At 37.8% G+C, this 12,474-nt stretch carries 17 protein-coding genes; 12 read left to right on the top strand and 5 right to left on the bottom strand.

Annotated features, from left to right (window positions below):
• Positions 1-272 precede the first annotated feature (272 nt).
• On the top strand, positions 273-755 hold the full coding sequence (gene spoVAC, locus MK805_RS01255; protein ID WP_420833043.1) for a stage V sporulation protein AC: 483 nt from the start codon (positions 273-275) through the stop codon (positions 753-755).
• Positions 756-759: 4 nt separating this feature from the next.
• Positions 760-1,755, top strand: a complete 996-nt coding sequence (gene spoVAD, locus MK805_RS01260) for a stage V sporulation protein AD (RefSeq protein ID WP_240873373.1) — start codon at positions 760-762, stop codon at positions 1,753-1,755.
• A 36-nt stretch (positions 1,756-1,791) separates the two neighbouring features.
• Here spoVAD and MK805_RS01265 read toward each other — a convergent pair whose 3' ends face one another.
• Positions 1,792-2,541: a formylglycine-generating enzyme family protein gene (locus MK805_RS01265; protein ID WP_240873374.1), complete on the bottom strand. Its 750-nt coding sequence runs from the start codon at positions 2,539-2,541 to the stop codon at positions 1,792-1,794.
• Between the two features lie 115 nt (positions 2,542-2,656).
• Here MK805_RS01265 and MK805_RS01270 point away from each other — a divergent pair, with 115 nt between their 5' ends.
• The 3 genes from MK805_RS01270 (at position 2,657) to MK805_RS01280 (ending at position 5,207) form a co-directional block, all read left to right on the top strand.
• Positions 2,657-3,370, top strand: coding sequence for an alpha/beta fold hydrolase (locus MK805_RS01270; RefSeq protein WP_240873375.1), 714 nt, complete (start codon positions 2,657-2,659; stop codon positions 3,368-3,370).
• Between the two features lie 266 nt (positions 3,371-3,636).
• The gene (locus MK805_RS01275; protein WP_240873376.1) at positions 3,637-4,218 is read left to right on the top strand and encodes a TetR/AcrR family transcriptional regulator; all 582 of its coding nucleotides are present in this window, start codon (positions 3,637-3,639) and stop codon (positions 4,216-4,218) included.
• Positions 4,215-5,207 carry a glycerophosphodiester phosphodiesterase family protein gene (locus MK805_RS01280; protein ID WP_240873377.1) on the top strand — a complete coding sequence of 331 codons (993 nt, stop codon included), beginning with the start codon at positions 4,215-4,217 and terminating at the stop codon, positions 5,205-5,207. The genes MK805_RS01275 and MK805_RS01280 overlap by 4 nt, the downstream gene beginning before the upstream one ends.
• A 51-nt stretch (positions 5,208-5,258) precedes the next feature.
• On the opposite strand, the gene MK805_RS01285 is transcribed toward MK805_RS01280, so the two are convergent.
• Positions 5,259-5,669: a ribosomal protein L7/L12 gene (locus MK805_RS01285; protein ID WP_240873378.1), complete on the bottom strand. Its 411-nt coding sequence runs from the start codon at positions 5,667-5,669 to the stop codon at positions 5,259-5,261.
• 96 nt (positions 5,670-5,765) lie between these two features.
• Entirely contained in the window at positions 5,766-7,130 is a 1,365-nt protein-coding gene (locus MK805_RS01290; RefSeq protein ID WP_240873379.1) for a hemolysin family protein, read from the bottom strand.
• A 354-nt stretch (positions 7,131-7,484) separates the two neighbouring features.
• On the opposite strand from MK805_RS01290, the gene MK805_RS01295 reads away from it, so the two are divergent.
• The 4 genes from MK805_RS01295 (at position 7,485) to MK805_RS01310 (ending at position 9,700) form a co-directional block, all read left to right on the top strand.
• Complete coding sequence (locus MK805_RS01295; protein WP_240873380.1) at positions 7,485-7,880, top strand: YlbF/YmcA family competence regulator; 396 nt, start codon at positions 7,485-7,487, stop codon at positions 7,878-7,880.
• Positions 7,881-8,020: 140 nt separating this feature from the next.
• Positions 8,021-8,467 carry a hypothetical protein gene (locus tag MK805_RS01300; protein ID WP_240873381.1) on the top strand — a complete coding sequence of 149 codons (447 nt, stop codon included), beginning with the start codon at positions 8,021-8,023 and terminating at the stop codon, positions 8,465-8,467.
• Positions 8,468-8,609: 142 nt separating this feature from the next.
• The gene (gene minD / locus MK805_RS01305; protein ID WP_240873382.1) at positions 8,610-9,410 is read left to right on the top strand and encodes a septum site-determining protein MinD; all 801 of its coding nucleotides are present in this window, start codon (positions 8,610-8,612) and stop codon (positions 9,408-9,410) included.
• A gap of 38 nt (positions 9,411-9,448) precedes the next feature.
• Positions 9,449-9,700, top strand: a complete 252-nt coding sequence (locus MK805_RS01310; RefSeq protein ID WP_240873383.1) for a hypothetical protein — start codon at positions 9,449-9,451, stop codon at positions 9,698-9,700.
• 360 nt (positions 9,701-10,060) lie between these two features.
• Here MK805_RS01310 and MK805_RS01315 read toward each other — a convergent pair whose 3' ends face one another.
• Positions 10,061-10,843, bottom strand: a complete 783-nt coding sequence (locus MK805_RS01315) for a hypothetical protein (protein WP_240873384.1) — start codon at positions 10,841-10,843, stop codon at positions 10,061-10,063.
• 224 nt (positions 10,844-11,067) lie between these two features.
• Here MK805_RS01315 and MK805_RS01320 point away from each other — a divergent pair, with 224 nt between their 5' ends.
• Positions 11,068-11,472 carry a hypothetical protein gene (locus MK805_RS01320; RefSeq protein WP_240873385.1) on the top strand — a complete coding sequence of 135 codons (405 nt, stop codon included), beginning with the start codon at positions 11,068-11,070 and terminating at the stop codon, positions 11,470-11,472.
• Between the two features lie 7 nt (positions 11,473-11,479).
• Here the strand turns inward: MK805_RS01320 and MK805_RS01325 are convergent, their stop codons facing one another.
• Positions 11,480-11,632 (bottom strand): hypothetical protein, encoded by a 153-nt coding sequence (locus tag MK805_RS01325; protein WP_240873386.1) that lies wholly within the window; start codon positions 11,630-11,632, stop codon positions 11,480-11,482.
• A gap of 200 nt (positions 11,633-11,832) precedes the next feature.
• Here MK805_RS01325 and MK805_RS01330 point away from each other — a divergent pair, with 200 nt between their 5' ends.
• Both MK805_RS01330 and MK805_RS01335 read left to right on the top strand, forming a co-directional pair.
• A complete protein-coding gene (locus MK805_RS01330; protein WP_240873387.1) occupies positions 11,833-11,997 on the top strand; it encodes a hypothetical protein in 165 nt (54 codons plus the stop codon).
• A 151-nt stretch (positions 11,998-12,148) separates the two neighbouring features.
• Positions 12,149-12,358, top strand: coding sequence for an alpha/beta-type small acid-soluble spore protein (locus MK805_RS01335; RefSeq protein WP_240873388.1), 210 nt, complete (start codon positions 12,149-12,151; stop codon positions 12,356-12,358).
• Positions 12,359-12,474 lie beyond the last annotated feature (116 nt).

A 12,474-nucleotide genomic window follows, 5' to 3' on the forward strand; every position in this document is an offset into this window, starting at 1 on the left:
GGAAGGGCGGGATGCCAGCACCAAAATAACGGTCGTGGCCCTCCAGGCCACGACCGGAGCGGACCGTCTATTCTCATAGCTGTATTTTAGCTATGAGAATAGACACCACTCACCGCCCTCGATCCGTCGGGGGCACCCACTTTTTATAGGGCAAATTTCCAATCACTATTGCAGTGATTTTTTTATTTTCAGGAATGAAGTTTAATGAAACCATTGAATTTCGTATAAATAACCTCCAAACGCAAAAAATAACGTTGTGATTATAGGAGGTTATTTCATTGACAACACAACATGCTAAGCAAGTCCAACAGGAACAAGCTTATGATCAATTGGCGCAAAAACATCGTCCAAAACCAAAGGTTTTAGCAAACTGTTTAAAAGCATTTTTCGTAGGTGGTTTTATTTGTATCATCGGTGAAGCTTTAAACATGCTCTATGGTAAAGGATTTGGATATCCAAAAGATGTGGCAAGCAGTATGACAGTTGCTACTATCGTCATTATTACATGTCTCTTGACCGGTTTTGGGGTATACGACAACATTGGGCAGTGGGCTGGAGCAGGTACAGCGGTGCCAGTTACTGGTTTTGCGAATTCGATCGCCTCTGCTGCTTTGGAGCATAAATCAGAAGGTTTTGTGCTCGGTGTAGGTGGAAATATGTTTAAATTAGCTGGTTCTGTTATCGTTTGGGGTGTATTCTCTGCCTTTGTTGTCAGTTTGATTCGGACATTGGTCATCATGTCGATAGGAGGCTAAAAACATGATCGGTAGAACTTGGGAATTTGGCCCGGACACAAGAGTTCTAGCTTCTGCTGCTGTCGGTGGACCAATGGAGTCAGAAGGAATCATTGGAAAACATTTAGATCATACTTTTGATGATTTATATGCGGGAGAAGACACATGGGAAAAAGCAGAACGAAAGATGCTTTCCACTGCGGTAGATACAGCTATTCAAAAATCCGGAAAGCAGCAGGCTGACATCGGAGTGTATTTAGCAGGGGATTTATTAAACCAAAATATCACTGCCTCTTTTTCAGCACAAAAACTAGGAATTCCCTTTATGGGGATATACGGAGCTTGTTCTTCGTCCATGCTATCGATGACAATCGGCGCTTCATTCGTGAATGCTGGATACACTCAGTATGCTATTGTAGGAGTATCCAGTCATAACTGTACAGCGGAGAAGCAATATCGTTATCCGACTGAATACGGTGGACAGAAACCAGATACAGCCCAATGGACCGTTACTGGAGCTGGGGCAGCAGTGGTGGGAAAAGCCAATACTGGCCCTCGCGTACGTTATGCCACTATCGGAAAAGTAATGGAGCGTGGAGTAAAAAATCCATTTGATATGGGCTCTGCTATGGCTCCTGCGGCAGTAGATACTATCATTTCCCATTTTCAAGATACAGGTAGGAAACCAGCAGATTACGACCTCATTGTTACAGGTGATTTAGCCAGTGTTGGACATCCCATCGCAAGAGAACTTTTATTTCAAGCGGGCTATGACATGGGAGAGCAATTTTCCGATTGTGGACTCATGATTTATAACCCTGATCAGGAAACGTTTGCTGGCGGGAGCGGCTGTGCGAGCAGTGCGGTAGTTACGTATGGCAAACTGATGCAAGAGGTCGCCAAGGGAAAATTAAAACGAATTTTAGTTGTCGCTACAGGTGCACTGCTTAGCCCTGTTTCGTATCAACAAGGGGAAAACATCCCTTGTATCGCCCATGCTGTTTCATTTGAAAATGATTAACCCAGTACGCAAAATGTACTGGGTTTACTTAGGGGTTTAAACATCAATGATCGATCTAGCAATTCTAAATCCGATATCATCTATATGAAAATCAGGCATACTCTTACGTCGGCAAGTAGCTCCGCATCCCCGCTCTTCTTCAGCCCAGCTTCCTCCGCGAATAATTCTGTAATTGCCAAATGTCTCTGCATCGTATAAATCCCAGCACCACTCCCAAACATTTCCGATCATGTCGTATAAGCCCCATTCATTAGGCATTTTCTCCCCGACATGGTGTGGTTGTCCAAGCGAATTATTTTTATACCACGCTATTTCATCCATTTCACCATATCGATACCCTTTTGTATTTGCCTTACATGCAAATTGCCATTCAGCGTCTGTCGGCAAACGAAATCCATTCGCACCATCAATGCAAACTACTTCTTTACTTTTGTTATCTATTTCATAAAACTTATCAAAACCAAGTTCGTCAGACAGTAAATTGCAAAATAACACTGCGTCCATCCATGAGACATTCACAACTGGTTTTCGGGCTTCCGTTGTACTTACATTCTTTCCGCTAATAACTGCATATAGTTCTTCTGTCACTGGATATTTGGCAAGAAAAAATGGTTCGATGGATGCATCCCAAATAAGCTCTTTTAAATTTTTTCTACTGCCTGGCATTCCAAATTTATAGTTGGAACTAATCCATTTTTGCTCATTTCGAAAATCCCGAAGGCGAGTCTCTCCTTTAGGGATGTATACCATTATCTCTTTTAAGTGGTCATATAAGTTAGGAAACATCGTCTTCTCCGTTTTTAATAATTTGTTATCTACTTTTATTCCCTGACAGTACTTGTCACGGAAGTTTCTTTATTATAAAGGAAAAAAGTCAGATAAAAGGTGGTGAAATATATCGATGGCAAAAATGAATCAAACCAAAGGCCTTGTATTCATTCATGGTGCAGGTTTACATAGTAGCATTTGGTCAGAAGTATCAACACAAATGAATTACCCAGTTTTACAGCTTGCTTTCCCAACAAAATCCACGAAAAAACGGACCTTAGAAGATTATATTTACTTCATGCAGCAACAGGTAGAAGCATGGGAAGTTGAAAAGTTTGTGATTGTTGCTCATTCCATAGGAGGGCTGCTCGGTTTAAGGTTTGCTAATATATTTCAAGATCGTGCAGTGGGATTTGTTGCAATTGGGGCGGCTATTCCGCAACAAGGCAGCTCATTTCTGTCGATCTTTCCTTTTGCAAAACAGTTGTTGATGAAGATAATGTTACATGTTTTTGGGACAAGACCACCTAAATCAGTGATTCGACGAGGGTTGTGCAATGACTTAACAAATGATCAGGCAGATGAGATTGTAAACTCATTTAATCCGGAGTCCATACATCTTTATATAGATCGTTTGGGAGATTCTATACCCGATATAGAGAAAATATATGTAAAACTGATGAACGATCAAGAATTTCCCCCTCTGTTGCAGGATCAAATGATTGCCAATCTATTACCCCAAAGGATTGTCGAATTAGAAACTGGACATTTGCCCATGGTAAGTAATCCAAACCAATTGGGTTTGATTATTAACGATTTTATGGACACTATGATGAAACGAAATTAGGTATTAACTTTTTTAATTATTTTAAATAAAAGTTACCGATAAATATTACTTTTTTGTTACTCGGCAATTTTTTTATTTCTCTTTTGGATTGTATATGAAATAGGAGAATTTATTAATTAAAATGCTGATGACTGAAGTATTTTTTTGTACTCACTACTGATCTAGCGGCTTCTGTACACAAAATATTTATTGCATAAATGGAAAAGAAACATTAAAATGACCATAGTCATAATTGACCATGGTCATTTTTTATAAGGAGATTGGGGATGCTAAGAGAAAACCGAAAAAAGCAAACGAGAGAATCTATTATCAAACATGCCATTGCTCTGTTTAAACAAAAAGGATATGAAAATGTAACGGTAGAGGAAATCACGATAGCCTGTGGGATTGCAAAGGGTACTTTCTTTAATTATTTCCCCAAAAAAGAACATATCTTATTGTATATCACGGATACATATATGAACCGTTTAAATGAAGTTATACAACTTCATCCAGAAGGGTCGCTGAAAGAACGGGTACTTCATATCTTTCGAGAATTGGTGATGATTTATTTCAAATATCCAGATTTACTCGGCCTCACATTGGAGGAAACCATTCGATCCACTGTTCGTACAGAAACAGAATCAAACAACCTCAGAAAGTTTCAGACTGCATTGGCTCAATTGATTGACGAAGAGAAAGAAAACAATGAGCGCTTCAAAAATTGGGATAGCGATACGGCGGCTTCTATTTTGGTAGATATTTTTATCCATACACTTTTGACTCAATCAGCATCGCTGCATGCTGAAACAATGATGGAGCTATTTCAGCGAAAATTGAATATCATCTGGGAGGGCTTAGCAAGGTGAATAGATTAATAAAAATTATAAAAAGCAAGGTTTTTCTCATATTCGTTGTTTTGATTGCCTTTATTTACTTTAACAATACTTCCATCTTTAGTAAGCCATTGAGTGAGAAACCAAAATTATTGGCACACCGTGGTCTTGCTCAAACCTTTTCTATGGCAGGAATCAAAAATGATACCTGCACGGCTAAACGCATCTTTTCACCAGAGTATCCCTATTTGGAAAATACAATTGCTTCGATGGAAAAGGCTTTTCATGATGGAGCGGATATGGTAGAACTTGATGTTCATGAGACAAAGGATAAGCAATTTGCTATTTTTCACGATTGGACATTAGATTGCCGCACCAATGTCCATGGCGTAACAAAGGATTATACGATGGCAGAATTAAAGAAAGTAGATATTGGCTATGGATATACTGCTGACAATGGAAAAACATATCCATTTCGTGGGAAGGGAATTGGACTGATGCCGTCTTTGACAGAAGTCTTGGACCATTTTCCAAATCAAGAACTTCTGATTGATGTAAAAAGTAGTGACCCAAAAGAAGGAGAGCTGCTGGCATCTTATTTATCCAAACTTTCAAAAGAGAGGCAAAGCAAGCTAACCGTGTATGGTGGTGACGAGCCTATTGCTGCTTTAAAAGAAAAGCTTCCAAATATGCGAGTAATGTCCAAAGCAACGATGAAAAGCTGTCTGATTCCCTATATCGCATTGGGATGGACAGGATATGTTCCAAGTGCTTGTGAGCATACAGAGTTACATATTCCTGAAAAAATCGGGCCTTGGCTATGGGGTTGGCCGAATAAGTTTCTTAAGCGGATGGATCAAGCAAATACGAGAGTTATTGTCGTAGGGGGAGACGGGAGTGAGTTTTCCAGTGGATTTGATACAGCAGAAGATATAAAACGACTGCCGAAGGATTATTCAGGCTGGATATGGACCAATCGAATTGATCGAATTGCTATGTTTTACCAACATATTCAAAAGTAAAAGAAAAGACCGACTTGTTTATCCTTTAAGTAAAGGCAGTCGGTCACTTTTTTAAGAATTCCATTTTCTTTCTATATTTTCCACATAATCTTTTGCCTCTTTTAAACCAAGGTCATATTTTTCTCTTGCACGTTTAATCGCTTCTATTTTTTTGCCCTCTTGAACCAATTCTAAAAGTTGTGCATCGATTTCTTTCTGACGTTGTATCCTCTCTTCTTTTCGGTTTTGTAGAAGCTCAGCTAGATCTTCATCGTGGTATTTGATGGGTTTTATTTTTTTATTTTCATAAGGGGAGGTTTCTAATTCCGTCATTAAGTCTGCATCAATGCCTAATCGGTTTACAAGGAGATGAATCAATTTTTCATTTTGAATTAACCGTTGTTCCAACTTATTATACTTTTGTATAGTGGTGACAAGCATTACTGTGATCAAAAGAATGATGATCCATGCCAAAGTTTCCATTTTCTTTCCTCCAATTACTTTTCAAATATTCCTATAATTTACAATAAAATGTCTGGGAAATAAGCCGTTTGATTTCATTCAAACGGCTTTTCGCGGCTACTGATGATTCACTTCTAGTTTATCAGTTTCATTTTCCAGTGGATTATCTTCGAGGGGGATTTTTCGGACTACTAAAAGACGAGTAACGCTGTTGTGATCCATTTCTTGGACCGTAAACGTCAGGCCATCGTATTCTACAAATTTTCCCACCTTGGGTACTTCTTGCAGACGGGAGAACACCCAACCCCCGATCGTATCATTGTCATCATCTTCAATGTCGATATGGAAATAGTCGTTTACTTCCTCAATCAATAATCGAGCATCAATGGAAGTCTCGACTCCTTTTTGTTGGAAAAAGGGTCGTTCATCGTCAAATTCATCTTGGATTTCCCCGACGATTTCCTCAATGATATCTTCTAATGTAACAAGACCAGAAGTGCCGCCGTACTCATCCACAACAATGGCCATTTCCGTTTTGTTTTTTTGCAGTGTTGCTAGGATATCTTTGATTTCCATCGTTTCCGGGACTAAAATGGCTGGACGAACGATTTGCGATAGTTGAACATCTTCAGATTCAATAATTCGTTCATAGACATCCCGTATGTGAATAATTCCGATGATGTCATCTTTATCTTTTCCGCATAGAGGAAAGCGGGTAAATTGACTCTCTTTTATAATTTCAATGTTGGAGGCGAGATCGTCTCCTACATAAATACAAACCATATTTACACGCGGCACCATGACTTCACGCCCAACGCGATCTGCGAATTCAAAGATATTATCAAAAAGGGAAAGCTCCGTCTGATCGATCATTCCACTTTTATGACTCTGCTCGACAAGCATGCGGATTTCTTCTTCTGTATGAGCTTGTTGGTGGTCTTTTTCTAAAGGTACACCTAACAATTTTAAGATGAGGTTAGCAGAATGATTTAATAACCAAATAGCCGGCCTGAAGACGACAAAAAAGATTTGCATTGGTCTTGCAACAAGCAAAGTTGTGCCTTCAGCTTTCCTGATCGCAAGTGATTTTGGTGCCATTTCACCTAGTACAATATGTAGAAAGGTAATCACGATAAAGGCAATAATACTGGAAATGATATGTAAGACGCTGTTGGAAATATGGAAATTATCTAGTATTGGTTTTAATAACTCAGCAATTACACTTTCTCCAACCCAACCAAGACCTAATGAAGCTAAGGTGATGCCTAGCTGTGTAGCAGATAAATAGGCATCGAGGTCGAGCAACACTCTCTGTGCTAATTTTGCACTTACGTTTCCTTCTTCGGTTAGTTGAGCAATTCGGGTAGAACGAACTCTTACCATTGCAAATTCAGATGCTACAAAAAAACCATTTAATAAAACAAGGAAAAATACGAGTGCTAGTTGTAAGATGAGACTAACCAGGTCATGGTCACTATCCAATGATGGACAACCTCCTAAAAAGTAAGTATCAGATAAAATTATAACATAAGAAGACTATAGATCATCTGATGTTTTGATAAATTTCTTCATAGTTCGTGTTTAGTAATTTCCAAATATCACGTATTAATTAGAAATATTATCCAATTTAGTTGAAAATGCCTACTTAGGGGTATTTCTCTTTATTATGTGCAGCACAAATTCAACTTAATAGGAATATCTTGGGGATAATTTTGTAAGGACGATCATAAATAATAGGGGAAGCGTTTTTTATTGCTTCCCCCTTCCTTGCATATAGCCCTCCTGAGCATTCTTAGGAGGGCACTTTGTGATACAATAAAGCAAGTGGAGGGAAACATGATGAGTACGTTTGATTTAAATGAATTAATGGAAGCTGCTGAGCAATTGGGCAATCAAATAAATGATTCAAATGAAGTAAAGCGGTATCTCGAATTGAAAAAAGAAATCCATACAAATGCAGAAGCTCAAATGTTGATAAAATCTTTTGAAAAAGTAAAGGAAGACTTTGAGGAAACAAAAAGATTTGGTATTTTTCATCCCAATTATCATGAAGCGAAAGAAAAAATGGAGTATTATCAAGAAAAGCTAAATGATCATCCCCTGATCGGCGAGTATTTTAAAACCGAGCAGCAGATTGAGCAATTGTTATTCCAAGTTTCACATCTCATTGCTCGGTCTGTCTCCAAAGAAATAAAAGTACCAAATGATCTAATTACAAGAAAAAAAAGGTAATAGATTAGCTTTTTTGCTCCATTTTTACAGTTTACACATAGTTTTCCACAGCAAAAGCTTTTTCATCATGCGATAATACTTGACATTCAAGAAGCACCACCTTTTATATAAAAGATAGGAAAGCGGGGTTTTTTGGGATAGTGAATTTATTCGAGGATTTGCGAAATAAAATTGGAAAAAGTGTTGCAGAGACGAGTCATGCATCCAAACGAATGATTGAGCTGAGCAAACTAAATTACAAACGTAAAGAAAAGAAACGAGAAGCGGATCAGATAGCTGAAGAAATCGGCTGGATAGCTTTTACCGAATGGGAAAAAGAACAGAATGTCAGTATCAACAAAGCACTGAAAAGTGGGTTAGAGCGTCTGCAATTTGTACAAAGAGAAATGAAAAGCATTGATATGGAAATAGAAAAAGTGAAAAATGAAAATAAGTTTTCTTATTCCGATGGTTTATCTCCAGTGGGTCATCAAACTACCCCATTTTCTGAACCATCATCTTTGCTCATTTATTTATGTCCTTATTGTGCCCATCAAGTAGGTGAAGATGATAGGCAGTGCAGAAATTGTCAAAAAAATTATTACTAAATTTACCATTTTATAGAGGGATTAAACAATATTTGTCGAATTCAGGAAAAATCACCTTCTGGGCGAATATTGTGTAGGTTCCATTTTTAATTAATCAGTCAAAGGAAAAATAACACTGACTTCTCCAGAAAGGAGTACGTAGATGAGCCAGAGATCAGTAGCAATTACTATTACTAGTGGAAAGGGAGGAGTGGGAAAATCTACTACAGTAGCTTCCGTAGGTCTAGGTTTAGCCCAATTAGGACATCGAGTTTGTTTGGTGGATACAGATATTGGATTACGAAAATTAGATCTCATGTTGGGTTTAGAAAATCGTATTGTATATGACATTGTGGATGTTATTGAAGGAGTTAGCAAACTTAGACAATCTTTGGTCCGCCACAAAGAGTATCCCGACTTAGCATTACTCCCAGCAGCCCAAACCCGCTACAAAGAAGAAGTATCTCCAAGTCAAGTAAAACAAGTGGTAAATGAGTTGCGTAAAGAATTTGATTTTATTTTAATTGACTCTCCAGCAGGTATAGAAGGTGGCTTTCGAAATGCTATTGCTGCTGCTGACAGGGCAATACTTGTGGTAAACCCAGAAATACCATCTGTCAGGGACTCTGATAGAGTAATTGGTCTCTTGGAATCAGCAAATTTAGACCAGATTGATCTTGTTGTAAATCGTGTACAGCCAGATATGGTAAAAGACGGTGATATGCTGAGTGTAGATCGTGTTAAAAATCACTTAGCTATTAATTTATTGGGTGTAGTTCCAGAGGATCGCAGAATAATTCGTTCATCAAATACAGGGGAGCCTGTCATATTGGATGGTAAATCATATGCTGGTAAAGCTTTTTCTAACATCGCTCGAAGATTGTCAGGTGAGGATGTGCCTTTCCTCGAATTAGAAGAAGGTACGCTTATTTCGCGGATTAAACGATTGTTTCACATCGCGTGAAAAGAAATCGAGGTGAAACAGCATTGACCTTATTTAATATGTTTAATAAAGAGAAAGAGGAACCAACAGCAGTAACTGCTGACGATCGTCTATCTCTTGTCTTGAGTTACCAGAGATCAGATATTGATGAGAAGAAATTAAAATTATTTCAAACTAAATTGATCGAGCTATGTGATGATTTTGGATACGATGTTGTAGGGCAGGTTACTATTGTACCTCAATCCAAAGAAAGAACTACCATCATCAATGCAAGTATCCCAGTGCGGCCAAAAAATCAACCAAAAGAATAAATGTGGTTTACCATCACAGATGCACGAAGAGTCTATCCCATAAATAGACTCTTTTTCCTATACTGTATAGAGAATGTTGAATTACTCACCTTAAAAGCGCAGATGTACACCTCAGACAGCACAAAGTCGTAAATCGCTTTGCTCCTAATATACGGGTTGTGCTAACATACTCAAGCAAGATCGCCTTTGTCTCGATCTGAGTAGATGGAGAGTCCTTTGTGTTTTTTTGGTTGGCAGTCGCGGAAGACACACATCAAGCGACTTTTTCCCACGATTTCATAGGTTGATTGGCATAAAGAAGATTTTTATAATAACTTGCATGGGAAGCAATATATATGATAAGTTCATTTTTAAAATAATTTAGGTATCTCTTTGCATTTTCATCGCTAAAAAGTCTGCAATAATGCTTGGAAACGCTTTATCTTCACTCAAAGTCAGCAAAGAAATTGATACGCGTGTTCCTCCATACTGGCGCATTAGCAAATTTAACTTTTCTTTTGCTTCTGACGTCAAACGACCATAACGAGATTCAAAAGCTCGGTAAATCATTGTCTCTTCTGTCTGGGATGGAGATTCTTGAGTTGGATTTGTGTTCCAGATTGAGGAGAGACTTGGCGTTTGAAATTGTTCATTGGTCGTTTCTGAGCGATCTAAATTGCGAATGATGGGTCGATTGGTTTGCCATTCGGGCAACTTTCTTTTTTTTCTAGGCCGTTCAGCAGGTAGATGAGCAAATCTTTCTGGCTGTTTTCTTCTGAGGGTATAAATTCGCTGATAGATGGCCCCTTGCGTACGTGAAAGTTTTTCTTCTAAAGAGGAAATTGCTGTAGATAACGACTTACCAGCTCCAAGATGTTTATTAACCGTATCAATCACAATATCTTCTTCTGTTTCAGTCCAACTATTTAATCGTGCTGCATTATCTTTATATTGTTCATCCATCACTTCAAAGCGTGATGGTTGCTCTGATTTTAATTTTCTTACATGGGACATGATACCTGCATAGCCACGATTTAATGTATTGGCTATAACTTTGATGGTATCTCGCTCTCTTTCCCCTTTTTTTACTCCTTCATTTACTAATTCTATAATTTTTTCATTTTCTTCTATGGAATATTTGCCTTTTTTTGGGTCGAGCAGCATATAGAAACTCCTTTCAATGTTCACATTTTTATTACTTAACAATATAACAGAAAAGACACAAACTTTTCCACTATTAAGATAGCAATTATGAACATAAGTGTTTTCCATGCTGTACATGATGATTTTAGCTGGCTAAATTTAATAAAATATGCGAAATGAAGTATGAAAAGGAAATTATTGGACAAATGATAGAGATATAAGAGATTAAAGGAGTGCTTAAGTTGTTGTCTTTAAATCAAATCCGCTGGGGGCTTACTTCTAGACTAGAAGATCCACCACATAAACAATGGTCTGAACAAGCCCAAGCTGCAATAGTCATTCTTTGGGGGCTACTCATATATCCTCAATTGGACAAGGATATAAAAAAACAGTGGAATGCAAAAGATTACATAGAGCTTTCAAAATTTCATGATCTATTCCAAGCCTATAGTGGAGATCAAACAACGGAAACGCTATTAGAGCTTTTAACAGAGTATGATTATGTTCGGTTAGATGAAAAAAATCATATTCGATCGGGAACACAATTATTTTCAGCTGTACATGCTCTTGGGATGTATCGCTTTTTTCGATCATCTGTAATTGCGAGACAGCTTTTTCAAACTATGCAAAAAACCAGCTCCTCTTCTTGAGGGCTGGTTAATTTTTTTGCTCCAATAAATTTTCAATTTCTTTTTTTAACAATTCCAATTGATCTCTACTTAATTTAGGTAAGTCTTGGATCATAAGATCAAATTTCATGGAGCGAAACTGTTTTAAAAAAGCAGGTATATGTGGTGTGTTTGCAGACATGATGTTATCCCACCTTTAAAAGTATAACTTTTTAAGAATGATGTTACTATTCTATCAGAAAACGTTTCCCATTCAAACTAAATAAAAACTTTCCTCTATTTCGATATTTTATGTTTATCTTATGTCGAGAAAGGGTATATACCGATGTGACAAGTTAATTCTTTTTATATATCTAGATGAATAGAGGTGCTGAGTAAGACATGATGGAGGAGCTTAAAGCACTGGAAAAGCAGATAGATCTATTAATGGAAGAATACTTACTTGCAAAAGAGCGACATGAGTTTTTGGAACAATATGACCTACACCAAGAAATGAAAAAACTAAGACAACAACATAAAGAAATGCGCAGGAATCTTATAAGTTAAATAGCAAAAAGCACGCTGTATATAATATGTACAGCGTGCTTTTTATTTATTTTCCAACAAATGTCATTGAAATTCCAGTTTTTCACACGAATGTTCCAAAGCAAAAAGAAGCAATATAAGAGTACACCCAGCGGAGAGGAGGTGAGACAACATGGCACAAAATCGTGGCAACAATTCTAACCAATTGTTAGTACAAGGAGCAGCTCAAGCTCTTGATCAAATGAAGTATGAAATCGCTCAAGAATTTGGTGTACAACTTGGTCCTGACACTACTTCTCGTGCAAACGGTTCTGTAGGAGGAGAAATCACCAAACGTCTTGTATCTTTAGCTGAGCAACAACTTGGTGGCGGAGCTTTCTAAGACTCTTGCACATATAGTTAAATACTTGGTGATATGAGCAGTGATTTCGATCACTGCTCATTTACTTGCTTTGAAAAACGCTCCTCGATATAATCAGCCTGATACATACAAAAGAA

The sequence above is a fragment of the Shimazuella soli genome (genome assembly GCF_022511585.1).
GTDB classification, from domain to species: Bacteria; Bacillota; Bacilli; order Thermoactinomycetales; family Thermoactinomycetaceae; genus Shimazuella; species Shimazuella soli.